Here is a 19,637-nt window from a genome sequence, read left to right as displayed (position 1 = left end):
CTAATCACAATTGGCCGAGCTGGAGACCTCCTGGCTGGCCTGCTTGAGCGCGGCCGCCATCTGCGAGGCGTTGTCGGCCGAATAGACCCGGCCGCCGGTGCTCTCGGCGATGCAGTTGGCTTGGCTGTTGTTACTGATGTTGATCAGGTTGACCCGCAGCCGGGGTTGCTCGCGGGCGATCCGTTCGGCCACCGCGCAGGCGTTCTGCCCGCAGCCGTCCGGGCCATCGACGAACATCACGATCATGCCGTCGCGGTTGCGTCCATCCATGGCCCGGGCCGCCACATCGAGGCTGGCGCTGAGCGCAGTGCCATCGTTGGGCTCCAGGGCCTGGATGCCCTGGATCAGCGCCGGACGCTGGGCAGGGGTGAACACACCATGGTCCAGGGGCGCGCGACAGCCATCGAAGGTCACCACGCGCATGTCGATGGCCGGATGCAGGTCTTCGATCAGGTGTGTCAGGCTGGCCTTGGCGACGTCCATGCGCACCGGCGCGCGAGTGATTTGCGCCAATCGCTGCGGGTCGGTGGCCTGATCATTGATGTACTGGAAGAACCACTGTTCGTCTTCGGCCGTGGCCTCGACGCTCAGGCGCATCGAGCCTGAGGTATCGAGTACCACGGCGAATTCCGGCGGCTGCACCTGGGCGTCCTTGACACAGGCATAGGGTTGCGTGGGGCGGGTGTCCAGCCAGCGTTGCAGGTAGGGCCAGCCGAACCACAGGGCCAAGGCCAGGAGCAGCAAGCCGAGCAGCGGCAGCAGGAACCACGGCAGCCAGATCCAGCGGCGGCGCACCGGCACTGGCGTCGGTGGCGGCGGCGGGGGGACGGGCGCAGCGGCGGGAGGGGGTACCGGTTGGCCCCAACGGACCACCAGCGGGTAGCCATTGATGCTGTAGAGGTTGTCCAGGTTCGGGGGGCCGATCAGACGCTGCAGGACCTTGGCCTCTTCCTGCTGGCCGCGCCCCTGCAGTTCGCCGATCAACTGGCGCACGGCGACCTGGCGCTGTTCGTACAGCGCCAGCAAGGCGCTTTGCTGCTCGGCACCGAGCTCATGGAAGCGGCGCGGCTGACCTTCGAGCTCCGACCACCATTCACGCACGCCGTCCTGACCGGTGCGCGGTGTCGCGAACAGGTGCGCGATGCTCGGGGGGAAATGCCTGACGATGATCGCCATGGCCTGTTCCAACGGCTTCGGGTCATCCTGGGCCGGGCTGGTGTCACGGGTGACCCGTTGCATGTCGGTATCCTGAAAAAAAGAGCCGGCAGCCGAAGCTGCCGGAGAGGGACTCACTCGTAACCCAGGCTCAGTTGCAGGCGGCTGACCTGCTGCTGTAGCGCCTTGAGTTCCTGCTTGCGGGCTTCGACCTGGGCACTGCTGGCATTGCTCGCAGGTGCCACTTGGCTGGCCTTGAGGCGTTGCTCGAGCCCGGCGATCTGTTGTTGCACGTCGGCCTTGTTGGCGTGGCGCTTCTTGAGCGTGGCGAGCAGACCGTTGAGCGACTGCTCGAGGCTCGCCTGTTGGCGGCGCTGGGTTTGCAGGTCCTGGCGAGTGGAGGCCTGGAGGGCGCTGAGCTCGTCATACACCTGGTTGAACTGACGGTTCTGCTCCTGGGCCGCGCGCAGGTCCTGCTCGCTGCTGCGCACCTCGTCGGCGTAGCCGCCACCGTAGTCGCAGTTGAGCTTGCCGATCAGGCTGGCGCTGCTGTCGGAGGCTTTGCATTGGGACGCGGTGGTGGCGCAGCCGGTCAGGCCGGCGAGCAACAGCAGGCACAGACAGTGACGTACGAACATGTGCCGATCCTCAACCCAGGGTGATGGCCGAACGCTGGTTGTAGAGGCCATCGACCTCCTGCTGCAGCGAGGCGACCTTGGCGTTCATCTTGGCGATCTCTGCCTCGACCTTCTGCACTTCCTCGGGGTTGGCGCCGCTCTGGCGTTCGAGTTGGGCCACTTTTTCGAACTCGCTGACGGTCGCCTTCATGTTGGTCACGTCCTTGCGCATCCGGGTGATGTTCTGGTCGATGTTGGCGATGTCCTGCTGGGCCTTGGCCTTGTTGACGGTCTTGCTCTGGATGTCCTTCTGGATGGCCGCGATCTGTTCTTTGTCATCGGCGATAACCCGTTGCAGCGTGTTGGTGCGCTCGGCGACCTGGGCGGTCTTGTTCTGTACGTCGGTGGTCATGACGTTCAGGCGCTGGGTGGTGTCGGCGTACTGGCTGCGGCGTTGGTCCAGGTAGTAGTTGGCGCCCATGGCCACGCCGCACGCGGCAAGGCCCGCGACCACGGCGCAAGCGGCCTTGTTGCCGGAGTTGGACAGGGCGCAGGCCAGCACACCGGCACCGGCAGCCACGGCGCAGGCCTGGTAGCCGGAGGTGCTGAAGAACTTGGCGTCGTTGCCTGCGGTCAGGCGTGGGTCTGTGGTGCCGCCATTACCGCCGAGCATGGAGCTGCCGGTGCTGGCGCAACCGGTCAGGACAAGGGTGGCGGCCATCACCAGGCTGATCCACTGGCTGATTCTTCCAGGTTTGCTGTGCTTCACGGTTTCGATTCCTTGCGGTGTTGTTGTCAGTGCGCCACGGCTTTGCAGCTGTCGAGCCATGCCGTGGTGTCGATTTTCTGGGTCTTGAGGAACGACTGCTGGTTGGCCCAATGGGTACGCAGGTAGGGGGTCAGTTCCTTGAGGTTCTTGTTGGCCGTCAACACCCCTTCGAGCACCGGGACCTGCGCCTGCAGCAAGTCCTGGCCATACAGCGAGCCGGACTCGACCAGCGAGCTGGCGTAGTAGCGGCTGAGCTTGTGCAGGCGCGCGCTCTGTTCGTCGAGCTTGGTCTTGCGCATGCCGCAGGTGGGGTCTTCCTCGCCGGTCTTGCAGTTGCTGGCGTAGTTCTTCTGCAGGAAGTCCAGGTATTGGCCATCGTCGAGCATCTTGGTGCAGAGGAAGGCGCCCAGGTTGAGGCTGGCGCGGATCGCCTGGTCGCGGGCTTCCTGTTGCTGCTGGTTGCTGGCCCGCAGCTGGTTCTCGACGCTTTTGAGCTGGTTCTTGAGCGCCTGGTCCTCGACGCCGGAGGCCAGCTCCTCGAGGGCCTTGACTGTGCCTTTGTCTTTGCTCTGGGGCGCTGGTTGATCGTTGCCCAGGGACGCCCAGCTTTTTTCGATGTTCTTGACCCGGTCACGCGAGGTCAGGGTGGGAGAGACCAGGGCCAGACGCAGGCCGTTGGTCTTCTTGGCCACCGGGCCTTCGGCGTTGTAGTAGGGCTCTTCCTGGCGCAGGGCGGTGCGCAGTTCACCCTCGCTGGTCAGGTAATTGCCACCGCGGACCACGAAACCACCGGCCTGGCCATGCTGGCGGTCGAGCTTGTTCAGGCGGAAGGGCTCGAACATCATCTCGCTGGCATTGCCGAGCATGTCGTGCAGGCCCAGAGGGTTGGGCTTGAGCAGGCCGCTCAGTTGCAGCTGGCCGTTGGCCGATTGTGCCCCGGCGAACCATTCGTAGGCGTTCAGGCCTTCGGCCATGGGGTAGCGGCTGTCGCGAAACTCGGCAGTGCTGACCTGCAGTCCACCCCGGGCGGCGAACTCCCATTCGACCTCGGTGGGCAGGCGCAGGAAGCCCAGCGCGCCGTCTTCGCGAGGCAGCTTGTCGGCGGCATTGGCTCGCAGCCAGCGGTTGTACTTGTCGGCGGCTTGCAGGGCATCGAGCCAACTGACCGAAACGATCGGCAGGCGCTGCTTGTTCGAAGGCGTCGGGCAGGTCTCGTCCATCAGGGCGCGGTACTGCAGCTGGGTCATCTCGTACTTGGCCAGCAGGTAGTAGCGCGACTTCTCGCCCTTGGCGCTGGTAAAGCTGCCGGCGATGAACGCAGGGCGGGTCTGTTCCACGTAACCCCATTCGGCGCTGTCCTGGCCGATGTTGATCGGGTAGTCGTCCAGCGGCCCGGCCACCGGGATCAGCACCTTGCGAAACACCATGGCGCCATCGCAGGGCATGGGCAGGACCACGTCGTCGGCCTCGGCCATGGGGTTGTAGAACTTCTCGTCCCAGCTTGCCGCAGACGCTTGCAGCAGGAAGCCGAGACCCAGTGGCGCCAGGAGCAGGCGGCAGGCTTTAGAGTTCACGCAGACTCTCCGCAGGTTGAATCCGTATCGCCCGCAAAGCGCCGATCAAGGCGACCAGGCCGGCGACCAGGAAGGCGAGCAGCAAGGCCACCAGGCCGTGCCAGACAGTGATGTGACAAATGAAGGCGCCAGTCGCCTGGCTGGTGCGCAGCAACTGGTCGAACAGCAGGCTGCCCAGGTAGTAGCAGCCCAGCCCGCCCAGGTAGCCGACCAGGCTCAACACCAGCGCTTGCAGCACGACATAACCGGCCACGGCGGTGCTGCCGAAGCCCAGCAGCCGCAGCACCGCCAGGTGGCGGCGCTTGCGGTCGATGTTGGCCAGGAAGGCGCCGACCAGCGAGGCGATGCAGCCGACCAGCGCCGCGCCAGCGATGACGCCGAAAATCAGCCCCAGCACATGGTTGATGGCCCGCACGCTTTCGATCTCCGCCAGACGGCTGGCGGTTTCGATGCGTTGCTCGTTCAACCAGCGCTCCAGCGGGGCGACACTGTCGATGTCCCTGGCATAGACCCGGGCGCGGGCGTATCCAACCTTGACGCCGTCCAGCGCTTGCCCGGTCAAGGCGCCCAGCGTCGCTACCTGGTAGCCATCGCGGTAGTGCTCCAGCTCCAGCAGGATCTGTGGGCTGACGAATGCCGCCGGGCGGGCGAAGCGCACGTTGTCGACGATGGCCTGCACCTGCAGGGTGCGCTCGCCGCGTTCGTTGACCTCGTCCAGGCGCCGGGCCACCCGCAGACGGACCGTGCCGCCGACCTTGGCGTCCAGGCGTTGCGCGGCACGCTCGCTGAGGATCACCTGATCGCCCTGCAAGGCGCTCAGGGCGGTGGCCAGCAGCGGGTCGCCGGCTGCGGTAGGGATGACCTCGACGTTGTCGGCGAAGCGGCCATGTTCGCCGAGCAGGTCGGCTTGGGTGTTGAGCGAGCGGGTCTGGCCGATGGCGAAGCCCACGTCGGGGCGCTGCTGCAGGCGCGCGAGCCAGGCCTGGTCGTAGTGGCCGCTGCTGAGCATCTTCACTTCGAGGTTGCGCGGGTCGCGCAGCAATTCGTCCTGCAACTGGCTGACCACCCCGTGCTTGAGGCCGAACAGCAGCAACAGCGGGGCGATCACCGCCACCAGCGAGGCGGCCATGCACAGTGAGACGTTGCGGTCGTGCCAGAGGTCGGCCAGGGTCAAGCGCAGCAGCAGACCAAGGCGCTTATGCCATGGGTTCAAAGCGCGTCTCCCCTTCGCCATTGATCGCGCCCAGGCGTTGCAGGCCAAAGCGCTCGACCAGTGCCCAGTCGTGGGACACCACCAAGGCGGCGATGCCCAGCTCGGCCACCAGGTTCAGCAACAGCTCGAACAGGCGCTGGGCGTTGTGTGGGTCGAGCGCCGCGGTGGGCTCGTCGGCCAGCAGTACACGTGGCTCATGGGCAATCGCCCGGACACAGGCCACCCGCTGGCGCTCGCCGATGGACAAGGCCTGGGGCAGTTTGCCCAGCAAGGGTTCAAGGCGCAGGGCGGCGATGGCTTTATCCACTGCAGCGCTGTGGGCGGTAAGACCCAGCAGGCGGCGGGGCAGGAGGATGTTCTCGCGCACGCTCAGAAACGGCAGCAGGCCGCCGTTCTGTAGGACGAAACCCAGCGCCCGTGAGCGCAGCGCGGCCAGCGCCGGCTCCCGGCCTTCGGCCAGCAGGCGGGCGACGTCCTGGCGTTGTGGCCCCAGCTGGTAGTGCGCCAGTCGCTCAGGCTTGAGCAGCAGGCCGATGGCTTCGAGCAGGGTGCTCTTGCCGCAGCCGCTCTCGCCGGTGATCGCGCGCACTTCGCCGGGGCGCAGATGCAGTTCGTCCAGGCGCACCCGGTGCGCTTGTGGTCCGTCGCCACGGACCACGCTCAGTCCCTTGATGTCGAGCATGGGCGGTCAGGGCATCATTTCCAGTGGTACCGGGTAGACGTTGTCGCGGCTGTCGGCGCCTGGCGCCAGGGCCACCCAGCGGTCCACGTCGGCGTTGTAGCGCTGGTAGTGGCGCAGCTTGGTGCTCAGGTTACGGATGAATTTTTCCTGGGCCAGGCCGTCCCAGCCTTTCCAGGTTTCTTCATCCAGGTTGAGCACTTCGCTCTGGTAGGGCAGGTCCTGCAGGTACTCGCCGAGTACGCCCAGATCGGCCACGCGGGTGGTCGAGCCTTGCTTGAGCTGGTTCGGGTCGGCACCCATGGTCGCGGCCACCGAGCGCAGCCGGGCGAACATGTCGCTGGGCGAAATCATGCCTTCGTTGGCGGCGTCCAGGATCTGCTTGAGCACATCGCTCAGGTCGCTGAGCTGGGCCTTGGTCAGCAGCACCCGCACATCGGTGGTCGGCACGTTCTGCTTGATCAGGTCGCGGTCGCTGATCCAGGCCTGGAACACGGGCGGGGCCTGGGTCCCGGTGGTCTTGCCCAGGTAGGCCAGTTGCATGGCATGGCCGATCAGCGCGGCGTCTTCGAGCATCTTCTTGTCGGCCGGATCGGCCTTGGCGTTGGTCGCGCTGCCGATGGCGTCCTCGCCCAGGTAGGCCGACTTGACCTGCTGGGTGATGGCCGCGGCCAGGCTGTCGACCTTGCGGCCGAAGGGCTCCACGTCGCCGGCATTGACCGGGTAGTACAACGAGGTGTTGGTGCCGGGGTAGTTCGACAGGGTGCGGTACTGGGCTTCGGCGGCACTGTGGTTCTTGGCGCCGCTCGGGGTCTTCAGGTGCAGGGTGTAGAGGGCGACGCCAGGGTTGCTCGCCTCGATCTTCACCTGCTCGGCCCCCAGGCCGGTGCTCGACAGCTTGTCGCCGCCATCGATGGCGCCTGCGTCGGTGATCAGTACCACGTAGCGGGCACCGAACTGGCTCCAGTCGACTTTGTCCACGGCATGCATGACACCGGCATAGGCGTCTTCGTCGAAGGCGCTGCTGGAGACCTTCGCCTGCTTGAGGTCAGCGACCTTGGACAGGAAGTCGGCGCCATCCTTCACGGTGTTGGGGTCGGCGTACATCTTGCTGACGTACTCAAGGCCTGGCACCGCCTTGGTACTGGAGCGGTAGGCGACCAGGCCGAACTTGACCTGCTGACCGAGGTTTTCCTTTTCGATCTGCGCGTAGACACGTTTGATCGCCTCGCGGGTGCGGTCGATGTACGGGTCCATGGAGATGGTTGAGTCGATGACGAAGACCACAGCAGCGCTGAAGGCCTTGAGCTGGGTCTTGGTCGCCGGGCTGGCCGCAGCCCCCGGGGCCTGCGTGCCCTGGCCCTGAGCCTTGCTCACCGAGGCCACGTTGAGGATGCGGGTACGGAAGCCTTCCTCGGTCATCACCTCTTCGCCACTGAGCACGGGCAGCAGGTAGAAGTTCTTCTGCATGTCGACGAAGAACTCTGGCTCCTGGGCCAGCACACCGGGGGCTTCGGTGTTGTGCTTGAGCTTGGCGCGTATCGGGGCGACCTGGCTGACCGGGTCCGGGGCATCGAGGATGCCTTCGAGCTGGTTGCGCTCCTTGAAGAACAGCAGACGGTCGCGGTTGGCCGGGTTGGTGAAGGCCAGGGTCAGCTGCATCTTCCAGGCGACGGTGCAGTCGCCTGGCAGCCAGCCGATGCTCTTGCCTTGAGTGTCGGGGCCGACCCGCAGCCAATCATGGCCATCGGCTTGGGCGCGCTCGTAGACGTAGAAGCGGCTGAAGGCCGGCTGCGCAGCCCCAGGCGCCGCCCCGGCGGCGTCGCTGAGCTTGCAGCCCGGCGTGGTCAGCACGCGCTGGAACAGGGTCTTCTTGCCCTCCTGCAGCAGCGGTTTGTCCGCCGCCTGAAGGGCCGGGCTCAGGCTCAGGGCCAGCAGTGCGGCGCCGAGGCCGCGCAGGCTCATGGCTTGAGCTCCTCGAAGCGCGCCTTGGCTTCGGCGTTGTTCTCATCGAAGCCGAGGATGGTTTCGTACCAGTAGGCGGCGGTGGCGTTGTCCGGTGCCTTGAAGCACTCGCTGGCCTGGTGGTACTTGGGGTCGTACTCATGGGCATAGGCCATGGCGATCTGCACATCGCCGCCCTGGGCGCGATTGGCATACAGTCGCTGGGCCACGCCGCAGTGGTTGTTGGCCTTGGCGGTGTTGATCACGTCAAGCAGCTTGGCGCTGTCCGGCGCTTGCTGGATGCAGCTCTGCACGAAGGCCAGCTCGGCCTGGCCCTGCATGCTTTCCAGGGTGCACGGGGCGGCAGCGGCGATGGCCGGTTCGGCAACCGGTGCCGCCGGTTGCTCGGCCGCAGGCGGCTCGACGGCGGTCGGCTGCGGGCGCTGGGTGAACCACCACCAGGCTGCGGCAGCCGCCGCGGCGATCAGGACCAACAGGATCAGCGGCAGCAGCCAGCGGTTTCCCGATCTGGCCGGCGCGGGTGGAGCCGATGGCGCGGGTGCGACGGGCTCAGGCTGGGCCTGCGGTTCAATGTCGGCTGAGACGACGGGCTCGGGTTCCGGCGCCACGGCCGGTTCAGGGGCGGGCGGCGCGACGGGCATGGATGCCTCTGGCTCCGGCGCTGCGGGCATGGCTGGGCCGAGGTCCGCCGAGGCGACCAGCGTCGGGCTCAGGCGGACCATGTGCATGGCGCTTTCACCGGTGGCGGGGTTGCTCACCTCGATGCGGAACGCCGACGTGCCGCTGGCCTGCAGCAGCGGGTTGACCAGGTTGGGGCCGATACGGGTCTCGATCGCGCTGCCGCCTTCGACGGCTGTCATGCCCTCCAGACGGAACCAGTGGGCGACATTGCTCCAACGCCCGCCCTCATGCAGGAAGTCCTGGGTCTGGTTGCTTTGCAGGGAGCATTGCAGGCCCTCGCTGGAGCCCTCCCAGCCGGCGATCCGCAGCATGCCATGGCCCGGCGTGTTCACGTCCAGCGGCAGCACATCAACTCTGATACCCATTGCAATCAACTCGCTTCGAAGGTGTTGAGCAGCACGGCCAACTGGCGCCGTTGCTCGGTGGTAATTTCCGGATCGGCGCCGCTCTTGGCGTTTTCCTGGGTGAGCCAGGCCAGGCCCGATAGCCAGTCCACCTGGAAGTGCTGCTCCTGGTGCGACGGCTTTTCCGGCAGGATCGGCAGCTCGCCGACAGCGACCTTTTGATAGAAGTCGAACAGTGGACCCTTGTTGCCCGCCAGGCGAGGCGGGCGCTCGTCGACCGGCTTGGTCAGCAGGCCGAACCAGGACAGGAAGTCACGCATCACCAGTTGCACCGCCATGACCTGGCGCTGCACCAACTGGTCGCGACGGGCGCCGCCGAGGATGCGCCGGGTCACTGCTTCGTCCAGCTGTTCGAGCAGGGCCGGGCGGCGTACCGCGCTGACCAGTTCCTCGGTCAGGGCGTCCATCAGTTCACGGCTCATACGCAGGCTGAGCAGGCGCTGCGGCTGGGTGCCGAGGTCGCGCATGTGCTTGATCCACGCTTTCAGCGCGGCCCGAGCGAAGCGCTGCTCGGAAGTCAGGCGCTTGGCCACGGGCTTGGCGGCAGACGCCGCGGACGGCGTCGGGGTGTTGTCGAACAGGTTGCCGAAGTCGATCGCCGGGGCCTTGTTGGCTGGCGCCTTGAACGCCGACTCGGTGTCGCCAGTCGCATCGTCGTCGCCGTCGATCTCATAGACGCCGCCCAGGTACAGCTCGCGCAATTGCTCGGTCGGCAGTTGCAGGGTGTGGATCAGCTCGCTGATGACGTCAGGGTCGGCGCCCAGGGTTCTGAGCAGGTATTTGACCTTTTCCCGCTTGCGCTCCAACAGCGACTCGAAGTCTTCCTCGCGCCAGGTGTAGAGGCCATGTTCGAGCAGGTCGGTGCGGCATTCCTGAAGCTGTTCCTCGATGCGCGAGAGCTTGAAGTCAACGTTCTCGAAGGCTTTCAGGCTGGCGCAGAAGCGGGTGATGCCGCCGTCGTTGAATGCCAGCATCGCTTCCCAGGCCGCCTTGGGTTCGCTCAGGTGGCGGATGGCGGTATGGCAGAGTTCGAACTTGCCCTGCAGACGCCGCATGTGATCGGCATGCCGGGGCGCCAGCTCCAGTTCCTCGCTGCTGTCGTTACGCACGAGGAAGGACGACTCCAGGCGTGGCTTGCGTACCAGATAGGTGTTGTTGAACGGCTTGCCGGACCACTCCTTCATCCATTCCAGGTTGCCGAAGCGCTCCAGCATCGCCTGGAAGAACATGTTCTCGCAGACGGTGGCCAGGCCGCCGTCATCCTGGCTGAGGGTGCTGTCGATCCACATGTCCATCATGGTCAAGGCCCAGATCAGGCCTGGCGCGCGGTTCTTCCGCGCTGCGGGGGTCGCGCCCTGGGTGTTGTGGATCCAGCGGGTCAGTACCGGAGCGATGGTGACCACATCGACCTGTTTGTTGGCGTTGGTGCACAGGACCAGCCCGTGCATTTCCTGAGCCTCGCTGTAGCGCTCGAACAGGTAGGCGACCTTGCCGCGCAGCAGCATGCTCCAGATCGGGTTGACCTCGTCGGCAGGCTCCACGCCCGCCAGCTCGTTGATGTCGAGCAGTTGATAGCGGGTCCGGTAGCCGGGGAAGTCGATCAAGTCCACCTGCTCAAGCACCGCGTTGCTGGGCTGATGGACCAGGCGGAAGGTCATTTCGACGGTCAGGGCGGTGAGTTGGGCGATGGTCACGCCAACCGCGCCGCGCAGTGTCCCGGCACATTCCGGCAGCACACTCACAGGCTGGTCGAGGCGGGTGTCCAGGCGCTTGAGCATGTCCACCGACATGAGGTTGACGGTGCGCACGTAGTCACCGTCCTTTTCCTCCGCCAGGACGCTCAGCGGGGCGAAGACTTTTTCCGGGAAACCGAGTTTCTGCAGGGCGCCGGCGAGCAGGATGTACAGGTCGGTGAGCGGCTTCTGCCCGCCCCAGAGGATCGAGAACAGGCGAGCGCGCTGTGGGATCGACAGGTGCGGTGCCAGCTCGATCGCGCGTGGCCAGTAGGTGCCTTCCAGGCAGCGCACGGATTTTTCGTAGTTCTTTGCCAGGTAATCCCAGAGCCGGACCACATCGTCGCCATCGACGCCAGCGTGGCGGTTATCGGCGGTCTGGCCTTCGAACTCACGCAGCACCGCCTCGATGGTCTTGTCGGTGATCTCGTTGTTGAGCCGCTCCTGGTCGAAGTCCTCGAACCAGCTGTTGCTCAGCATCATCGCCAGCTCGACTTCGCAGAACAGCTTCAGCTCCACCGGATAGTTAGGGTCTGGGCTGGGTTTGGCGCGGCGGCTGAAGCGGGTGATCACCCCCGTGGCTTCCTTGCCCAGGCCTGGCGGGTTCACATGGCGGATGAAGTCGAGGGTGTGCGGGCCGAAATCGCTCAGCAGTTTGCCATCGGTGGCGGCGGCCAGGGACGAGATCAGGTAGGACTTGCCCGCCTGGGAGCCACCGAAGAAGCCGACACCCATGGGCGTGGACGCGGCGTATTGCAGGCTCTTGGCTCGGTTGCGCGCACGGCGCAGGCGCAGGCTCAGGCCATCGGCCTCGGCCTCGACGCTGGCGGCGTTGCCGCGCACCTGCTCGATCCATTCCAGTGCCTCGCCGGCGCCCTTGTGAATGGCGCCCCAGGCATTCATCAACTGCTGTTGCTTTGGCGTAAGGTCGCTCATTTTCCTTTGACATTCCCGCTGTCGAGCCAATAGTCGCTGTCACTCAAGCTCGTGGTTGGCATGGTGTTGAGTGAGAGCTCCAGATCCCGGTCGTAATCGAAGTCGGCATCCTGGATGTTCGATTGCAAGTCGCAGATCACCAGCTTGTCGCTGACCAGCCCCTGTTCGAGCAGCAGGTCCGAAGGCTCTTCGACTGCCAGGCGGATGCGCAGCACCGGGGCTTCGCCGCCCTTGCCCAGCGCGCGCGAGAAAGCAGCGCTGCCGCGCGGGGTGAAGCGAAGGGTGTAGAGCGGCGAGGCGGACCAGCGCTCGGCGGCCAGCTGGCGATAGCCCAAGTGCATGTCGCCGCGCATTTCCAGCCAGGGCGTGCCGCGCTGTTCGCCTTCGCCGACGATGGGCAGCTCGATGCGGCCCTTGGCCGACTTGAGGTCGTGATACAGCACATCGCCGTGCTTGATGGTGTTGGCGTTATCGATCTGGCCGAAGTGCTTGATGATCGAGTAAGGCTTGAGCTCGGCGGTGCGGAAGTAGAAGTTCGGCACGCTGTGCTTGGAGCACAGCAGGCAGATCATCGCGCCCACCGAGGCGGTGCTCTTCGGGTCGTCGATCAGGCCGTTGCGGTGGAACGGGTACCAGCCGCCGGTGCGGTAGTTCTGCAGCGGCAGGATGCGCCCCGGTGGCAGTGGCAGGCACCGACGGATGAACGCCTGGATGCCTGGCAAGCGCGACGGTCGGCCAGTGAGCAGCAGCATGTCGCACGGGTAGTGGGCAACCACTTCACACAGCTCGACCAGGACCCGGGTGATGTTGATCTGGCCGCCGATGAAGGCCGCGTGCACCTGCTCCAGGTCGAAGGTGATGGGCGTGCCCAGCAGGTCGAGGGTGCCTTCGCGACCCACTTCGCGGCGCACCGCGGCATTGACGAATTCCACCACGCTGTCGTTGACCGCGTCGGTTCCCAGCACCTGTTGCCAGGTCTGCTCGATCGTCTCCTGCGGCTGCGCCGGGTCGTAGTGTTCGTAGGCCTTGAGCAGTGCCAGGCCCAGGGGCACGAACACCTGCAGGTTCAGCTGCTGGCGCAGGATGCGCTCCTGGGCAGTGGCATCGCCGTTGCCGCACAGGCGCGACATCAGCTCGTCAGGGGCTTGTACCCCGGCGTTGTGCAAGGCCTTGCGGAACGACGGCAGGATGAATTCCTGGATGACGTCCAGCAGGATATCGTCGCCGGCGACCTTGAAACCGTCACGAAAGCGCTGGCTAGGGATGATGTGCACGTTGGCGCCGGTGCCACCGTTGTTGCCACGGTCCAGGCGATAGTCGGTGATCACAAGGTCCGTGGTGCCGCCGCCGATGTCGATCGTGGCCAGGGTAATCTGCTCGGTCTCCTGGCGGTCCGGGCGGGCCAGGGTGGCGAAGAACTCCTCCGGGTGACCGGCGAAGTTCTCGCTGACCTCGTTGTACAGGTACACCAGCTGACCGCAGCTGGCTTCATCCCACTCCACGCGAATGCTTGGCAATGGCGTGCGCGGCACCACGCTCTTGTCCTTGAACGGGTTGCTCTCGCCGGCATGCCATCCCAGGCTCTTCCACACCAGGCCCACGGCCTCGTACAGGCGGTTGCTGAGGATGCTGCGTTCGGCCTGCGGCATGCCTGGCGGCACGGTGAGCGTGATGCTGTTGAGCTGGCGCGGCACGCGGGCGTGACCCTGGCGCGAGCGCTGGGCCGGGCTGTTGATCTGCGACAGGGCCTGGGTGACCACTTCGGCGAGCATGAAGGTCATCAGGTTGCTGCGCGAATAACGCGGCGTGAACACCGGCATGTCGTTCTTGGGCGGCAGGTACAGGGCCTGGCCCAGGTCGTTGATCAGGTGGGCGAAGGGCGCGGCGGTGGCCAGCGGCTCCTTGTCGGTCTTGACGTAGGAGGTGTTGAAGCGCCAGCCGTGGCCGTAGGCCTTCTCATCCCACAGGTAGCGTTTGGGGCTGGACAGGCCGGTGGAGCCCTCCGTGCCGCGACGGCGGCTGGCCAGACGGCCGGCTTCACCACCGACCCGGGCGATGGTGGCCCACTGGAAGGCGTTGTGGCGGCCGCTCTTGACCGAGTAGTGGTCCTTGCCGAAATAGGCCTGGGTGAACTCGACACGGCTCTCGAAGGCCTGGTTGTAGACCTTCTCCGGCTCGCTCAGGTCGCGCAGTTCGAGCACGTAGTTGTGCTTCATGCCAGAGCCGGACTGGCCGTGATCTTCGATGATGATGCCGCAGGTGCGCGAATTGCCCACATCCAACACCAGGTCCACCGGAATCGGCTTGACCACGCCTTGGGTCTCGTTGGCGATCACCTTGATTTCCGGGATCTCGACCTTGGGCTTTTCGGTGCTCTGTTCGGCAGGCGTCGGTCGGCGCAGCAGGCTCAGCACGTTCAGGTAGTGGGCCAGGTGGCGGTTGCCCTGCAGGTCACGGTCCAGGCGCTCGCGAGTCCAGTCGGCGCGGGCCTCGCCATAGAGTTCGGCGAGCCATTCGCGGATCCAGCCATGCGTCAGGAACCAGCCGTATTCACGGGCACTGCAGGCCAATTTGAAGGCAACGCCGGCGCGCACGTCTTCTTCGTTGGGTGCCAGGTAGGCCGCGCCGTTGATGGTCGGCATGATGCGGCTGTCGAAGGCCAGGGTCAGGCGATGGGTGTTGCCGTCGACGTCGGGCTCGGCCAGTTTGACCAGGCGCATGCGCGCCCAGTTGTTGGGGCCTTCGTCGAAGCGATAGGGCGGCATGAAACGCAGGAACGGGATCGGCAGCCAGGTGCCATTGAACAGCTTCAGGCTTTCTTCCATGGGCACGCGGAAGTGGTTGTCCTCGGTGGTGTCGAACTCCACCTGCACCACTTTGTCCGGCTCGGGCTCGTAGAAGTCCTTGTACTCCTTGGACCACAGCAGCCGGGTGGGAACCATGCCGTTGTTCAGTTGCACGAACTTGCCGGCTTGCTCGCCATCGGGGCCGAGACGCAGGGCGAAATCCATGAATTGAATGCCGGTATCGCTGACCAGCGTGACCGTTTCTTCGAACTGGGTGATTTCGGGCAACATCTTCTGCGTTTTCCGTGTTATTGGCCGGCTTGTTTCATCAGCATCGGGAAGGCTTGCGAGCCATAGTTGCCGCTGCAATCAGCGACGCCCTGGGCGCCTGGCTTGCAGTTCACCTGGGGAAGGTCATAGCTGCTGCCGTCGGCACAGGTGGCCTGGCCTGAACTGTTGATCGACAGCAGGCCGCCGTTCATGGCGGCGTCGACAGGCGCCTCGCAGCGCACGCCGTCGGAGCGGCTGACCGTGGCCTGGCCCTTGCCGTTCTGGAAGTCGTACTTCAGGCGCAGCGGCTTGCCGGTGCCCACCTCCTGGATACCGGCACCGGCCCAGTCGCCATTGAGGAAGTCCGCGGTGCCGTTGCCAGCGTCCGGCGGAATGCTCAGCAGGTTCGGTTGGGCAGTGGCTGGCGGTGTTTCTTCGGGCAGCCCAGGCGGTGCGGGCGCCATGATGTTGCTCGCAGCTGGCTCGCTGGGCGCCGCGTGGCCAGCCTCGGCGGCGGGCGCAGGGGCTTCTGTGGCAGGCGTTCCGGCATTGCTGGCGGGTGGCATGATCGTTGGCGCTTGGCCTGCGTCAGCGCTGCCCGGCGCGACTGGCACCCCCGGTACGCCGCCGGCACCAACGCCGCTCGACGGCACGATGCCCCCGTTCGCGCCTGCGGTCGTGTACACCGGGTCGAGAGGTTGGCCAGCGTTCAGGTGTGGCAACCCAGGGACGTTCAGGGGTGGGATGCCCAGCGCTGGAACGCCGCAGCTACGCAGGCCGAACAGCAGCAGGAGCAACAACAGCAACAGCAACGGCAGCCACCACCAGCGGCGCCACCAGGATGGCCGTGCCGGTGGTACGGCCAGCGGCGGTACGGGCGCAGCCGGGGCCAAAGGGGGCGGCTCGATCGCCGGGGGTGGCACCAGCGGTTCGGCAGCCTTGGGTGTGCGGGGGTAGAGGCAGTGCAGAGGCTGGCGGCCACGTTCGGCGCCAGCGTGGATGAAGCCCCAGAAGGTCAGGACCGGGCGGCCATCGACCAGGTACACGAAGTTCTCGTCAGGGAAGGGGACCACGCACGTCAGCAGTTTGCCGAACACTGTGCGATCGCCCTGGGCACCGGCTTTGGCGCCGGACAACGGTTGACCCTGGGCGTCCACACCCAGTAACTCATTGCTCAGATCGTTGATTCTGGCCTGGAGGATTTCCAATTGCGCGCGGGCCGGGGCGCGTTCTTCCTCGGTAGCGCTGCTCCATGGGATGACATCCCCAGGGCGATCGCTGTACCAGTCGATGGTGCTGCCCAGCTCATCGGTTTGCGGGATGGCCAGGTGTTCGACCAGGTCGGGGTGGGAAGGGTGCTTGCGGCGGATCGCTTCGCGGATCTGCAACGCGGCACGGTAGACCGGTTGGCCGGTCTCTCCCAAAGCGGTGAAATCTTCACTTTTACCGCTGCGTAGCAATACTCCGCGCATCCCTGACGACCCTACCTAGTCTCTGTTCCGAATCCATGCGGTATCCCTGTCTTGATACCGAAAATCCCGGCAACACTAATGGCAAAATGATTTCGTCGTCAATTCAGTGGGATGGCTTTTTGATATTTAAGCGCCACAGCCGGTAGGCACTTTCCGGTTCGGGTCGTGTTCAGAGGGGGCGAAGGGGCCGCAATGCGACCCCGAAATGCTTACAACTTCGGCATCTGCCCGATCCGCGCGATCATCTCGCTGACGATCTGCAGGTCCAGCATGAACTGCTCCACGGTCTTGAACTCGTTGTCGTTGTGCCCGGTGTATTTCACCTTGGGCATCGCCAGGCCGAACTGCACGCCGTTGGGCAGGTCGTGGACCGAGGTGGCGCCGGCGGAGGTGCCGAACTCGTGCGGTAGGCCCAGGTTCTGGCTGGCGACATCGAGCAGGGCCTTGACCCACTCACCCTCGGGGTTGCGGTACATCGGCTCGTCGAGGCTGTACTCGAAGGCCACCGAGGTGTGGCTGCCGCGTGCCCAGGTGCCCAGCTTGTCGGCCAGCTCATCCTTGAGGGTGGCCAGCGGCTTGCCTTTGGGGATGCGAAGGTTCACTGCAAGCTTGAGGGCTTTCTGGTCGAGCCCGACGTAGGTCAGCGAGGCGGTCAGCGGGCCCATGAACTTGTCTTCGAAGTTCACGCCCAGCTGTTTGCCCAGATAGTCCAGCCCCCAGTTGTCCGCCGCATAGCGCGCCGCATCGGTGATGTGGTTTTGCTTGAGAGGCACCTGGTTGCCCAGGCCATTGAGGAAGACGAGCATCCGCGAAACCGGGTTGACGCCCGATTCAGGCTCCGAAGAGTGGGCTGAGACACCGGTCACTGTGAGGATCACTTCCTTGCCGGCCACCTTGGCGTCGATGGTGAAGTCGCCACCGTTGCGCTTGACGTACTCGGCGCCAGCTTTGTTCAGGGCATCGGCCAGGGCGGCGGGGTTGTCGCCCAGCAGGGTCGCCACCGAGGTGGTGGGGATCTGGTTGGTGGCCAGGCCGCCGGTGAGCGTGGTGACTTCCGCACCTGTGCCGGTGGCCGGGCGACGGTGGAAGCTGGCCATCACGGTGCCGTAGCCTTTTTCGGCGATCACCACCGGGTAGCCGCCATCGAGCGCCAGGTTGTAGTTGGGCACGGGGTTGCGGGCGAAGTAGTAGGGGATGGCGTCACCGGTTGTTTCTTCGGTGGTGTCCACCAGCAGCTTGAACTGGCGGGCCAGCGGCAGTTTTTCATCCTTGGCGACTTTGAGCGCGTACAGCGCCACGACGATGCCATTCTTGTCGTCCTCGGTGCCGCGCCCGTACATGCGGTCTCCCACCAGGGTGACCTTGAACGGATCCAGGCGCGTGCCGTCGTCGAGTTTCCAGTTGTCCGGGTTCACCGGCACGACATCGGCGTGGGCGTGGATACCGACGACTTCCTTGTCGTTGTCACCCAGGGAGATTTCATAGACCCGATTGTCGATGTTTCGGAAGCTCAGGCCGAAACCCTCGGCCAGGGCTTTGATCTTGTCGGCGATCTTCAGGAACTGTGGATTCTCGTGCTGCGGAACGCCCTCGACCTGGAAGGTCGGAATGGCCACCAGCTCGCGCAGGGTTTCGGTGGCTGCCTTGCCGTACTTGATGCGAGTGTACAGGCCGAGTAGGCGGTTGATTTCATTCTGCTGTTCGGCGCTCAGGGGCTTGTCGGCCAGAAAAGCCTTTAGCGTGGCCCTAAGGTCATCGGCCTTGGCCAGGTCGCTGCCGGCCAGCTTGCGGAGAAAGTGACGGAAATCAGCCGGATCGCTGCCGTTGTAGGTCTTGAGGATCGCGGCCGATTGCTGCGGTGTGAGGTTGGCCTGGGCCTGGTTGGCGAACAGCCCTAGGCTGGCCAGCAGCAAAGTGGCGGTCGTGAGTTTTTTCAGAGTCATGAGTCAGCGCAGTCCTTCGCGGATCGTTGATGAATGGCCCCGCCTTGTAAGAGCGGGATGACACTCACGCTAACACCAATGGCCGGGCTGTAGGGAGAGGCACAATGGCACTAGCGTGCACGCTCAATCCCAGAAAGAAAAGCACACCTTGGACAGCCCCTGCGCGATGAGGCTGTGCTTTAATCGCTGGTGATAGCATTTTGATATGCGGCGCGGTTGAGCATTCCCCGTTCGAGAAAGGATGCACGGCGTATAGGGCTTGATAGGAGATCTTTGGGATGTTCGTTCGTTTTGCTGCGGGGTTGCTGTTGGTTGCGTTGTCGAGTCATTCGATGGCGGCAAGTTTCGATTGCACCAAGGCCAGCAACTTTGCCGAAAAGGAAATATGCCGCGACGGCTATCTTTCGACAGTCGATGGCGTGCTGGCCAGAACCTACAAGGAGGCCATGGCGGCGACGGATCAGCCGGAGGCGTTGCGCCAATCCCAGCGCGAGTGGTTGACGACTCGCAATCAATGCACCACGCAGAAGTGCCTGGACAAGGCGCTCGGTGGTCGTATCCAGTCACTCGAAGCATTCATTTCGGCGGAAAAGAAAAAGGCCTACGAGCGGGCGCACGAGCAACGGATCGCTGAACTGCGCGCGCAAGAGGCAGAGCGCACTCGCCAGCAAGAGGCGGCGTTCGCCCGTCAGGAGCAGGAGCGTCAACTGAGGGCGCAGGCCGCGCAGCAGGCGGCACTGGCCCAGCGCCCGGCCGTTTCCACGCAGGTGGCGCCGAGCTATCCGGCCGCCACCGTCCAGCCGACCCTGGGGCAGCAGAGCCCTGTGAGCCCGGCGGTGCAGGCAAACAGCGTCTGGCAGGACGTCTTCAGCGTGCTGTGGAAGCTTGCGCTGATCGTGGCCGTTATCGCCTCCTGCTGGGCGCTCTGGCTGCACCATAAAGGGCAAGCCACGATCTACAACGACTACACCGATGCCGCGATCACCAACCTGTTGCCGGTCACGGGGCTGATCATAGGCCTGCTGTGTGGTTGGCTGGGCCTGCCCCATCAGGTTTATCAAGTGGCTGTGATCACCGGGATACTGTCCGCTGTGGCGTTTGCCGTCTACGCGGCGGCCATGACCAATGACGGGGCGTTGAACATCACGCTGACCTTGATCGCCAAGTTGACCTTCGTGTCCGTCTTTTACCTGGTCATGGGCTTGTTGATTCTTTCGTTGTTCGGTGGCGCCAGGCGCAAGGGTGAATCCCGCGCGCAAGCAGAAGCACGACAACGTCGAGAGGCCAGGCAAACCAGGGCTCAGATCGCCACCACTTCGGCGGGCTATACGTTCTTCACCGCCTGGCTGTGCCGCCGGGCTGAATTCACCTCGCTGTCCGAGTGCCTGGCGTTCAGCGCAGAACCGCAAGCGGTATGACGCCTGCGAGGTTTCGGGCCTG

13 protein-coding genes are annotated in these 19,637 nt (G+C 64.9%); 1 reads left to right on the top strand and 12 read right to left on the bottom strand.

The features are described 5' to 3' along the window. From IEC33019_RS26025 to IEC33019_RS25970, 12 genes are all read right to left on the bottom strand, one after another. A complete protein-coding gene (locus tag IEC33019_RS26025) occupies positions 1 to 1,239 on the bottom strand; it encodes a VWA domain-containing protein (protein WP_070090852.1) in 1,239 nt (412 codons plus the stop codon). 50 nt (positions 1,240 to 1,289) lie between these two features. Continuing rightward, positions 1,290 to 1,793 carry a hypothetical protein gene (locus IEC33019_RS26020; protein WP_070090851.1) on the bottom strand — a complete coding sequence of 168 codons (504 nt, stop codon included), beginning with the start codon at positions 1,791 to 1,793 and terminating at the stop codon, positions 1,290 to 1,292. A 10-nt stretch (positions 1,794 to 1,803) separates the two neighbouring features. After that, on the bottom strand, positions 1,804 to 2,541 hold the full coding sequence (locus IEC33019_RS26015; protein ID WP_372340657.1) for a hypothetical protein: 738 nt from the start codon (positions 2,539 to 2,541) through the stop codon (positions 1,804 to 1,806). A 26-nt stretch (positions 2,542 to 2,567) separates the two neighbouring features. Continuing rightward, the gene (locus tag IEC33019_RS26010; protein WP_070090850.1) at positions 2,568 to 4,115 is read right to left on the bottom strand and encodes a formylglycine-generating enzyme family protein; all 1,548 of its coding nucleotides are present in this window, start codon (positions 4,113 to 4,115) and stop codon (positions 2,568 to 2,570) included. Next, positions 4,105 to 5,328 carry an ABC transporter permease gene (locus tag IEC33019_RS26005; RefSeq protein ID WP_070090849.1) on the bottom strand — a complete coding sequence of 408 codons (1,224 nt, stop codon included), beginning with the start codon at positions 5,326 to 5,328 and terminating at the stop codon, positions 4,105 to 4,107. The genes IEC33019_RS26010 and IEC33019_RS26005 overlap by 11 nt, the downstream gene beginning before the upstream one ends. Beyond that, positions 5,312 to 6,010, bottom strand: a complete 699-nt coding sequence (locus IEC33019_RS26000; protein ID WP_070090848.1) for an ABC transporter ATP-binding protein — start codon at positions 6,008 to 6,010, stop codon at positions 5,312 to 5,314. The genes IEC33019_RS26005 and IEC33019_RS26000 overlap by 17 nt, the downstream gene beginning before the upstream one ends. Before the next feature lie 6 nt (positions 6,011 to 6,016). Next, positions 6,017 to 7,972: a vWA domain-containing protein gene (locus IEC33019_RS25995; RefSeq protein ID WP_070090847.1), complete on the bottom strand. Its 1,956-nt coding sequence runs from the start codon at positions 7,970 to 7,972 to the stop codon at positions 6,017 to 6,019. Continuing rightward, positions 7,969 to 9,018: a hypothetical protein gene (locus IEC33019_RS25990; protein WP_070090846.1), complete on the bottom strand. Its 1,050-nt coding sequence runs from the start codon at positions 9,016 to 9,018 to the stop codon at positions 7,969 to 7,971. The genes IEC33019_RS25995 and IEC33019_RS25990 overlap by 4 nt, the downstream gene beginning before the upstream one ends. A gap of 5 nt (positions 9,019 to 9,023) precedes the next feature. Beyond that, the gene (locus IEC33019_RS25985) at positions 9,024 to 11,726 is read right to left on the bottom strand and encodes a virulence factor SrfC family protein (protein WP_099594082.1); all 2,703 of its coding nucleotides are present in this window, start codon (positions 11,724 to 11,726) and stop codon (positions 9,024 to 9,026) included. Then, positions 11,723 to 14,803, bottom strand: a complete 3,081-nt coding sequence (locus IEC33019_RS25980) for a virulence factor SrfB (protein ID WP_070090844.1) — start codon at positions 14,801 to 14,803, stop codon at positions 11,723 to 11,725. Before IEC33019_RS25980 ends, IEC33019_RS25985 begins: the two co-directional genes overlap by 4 nt. A gap of 17 nt (positions 14,804 to 14,820) precedes the next feature. Then, a complete protein-coding gene (locus IEC33019_RS25975) occupies positions 14,821 to 16,254 on the bottom strand; it encodes an SrfA family protein (RefSeq protein WP_070090843.1) in 1,434 nt (477 codons plus the stop codon). A gap of 209 nt (positions 16,255 to 16,463) precedes the next feature. Continuing rightward, positions 16,464 to 18,197: a dipeptidase gene (locus IEC33019_RS25970; RefSeq protein WP_070090842.1), complete on the bottom strand. Its 1,734-nt coding sequence runs from the start codon at positions 18,195 to 18,197 to the stop codon at positions 16,464 to 16,466. Positions 18,198 to 18,499: 302 nt separating this feature from the next. Here IEC33019_RS25970 and IEC33019_RS25965 point away from each other — a divergent pair, with 302 nt between their 5' ends. Then, a complete protein-coding gene (locus tag IEC33019_RS25965; RefSeq protein ID WP_172959812.1) occupies positions 18,500 to 19,615 on the top strand; it encodes a lysozyme inhibitor LprI family protein in 1,116 nt (371 codons plus the stop codon). The last annotated feature ends 22 nt before the right edge of the window (positions 19,616 to 19,637 follow it).

This window comes from Pseudomonas putida, from assembly GCF_002741075.1.
GTDB lineage: Bacteria > Pseudomonadota > Gammaproteobacteria > Pseudomonadales > Pseudomonadaceae > Aquipseudomonas > Aquipseudomonas putida_T.
Note: the sequence above shows the minus strand (reverse complement) of the source record. Positions and strands in the feature narration are given on the sequence as shown.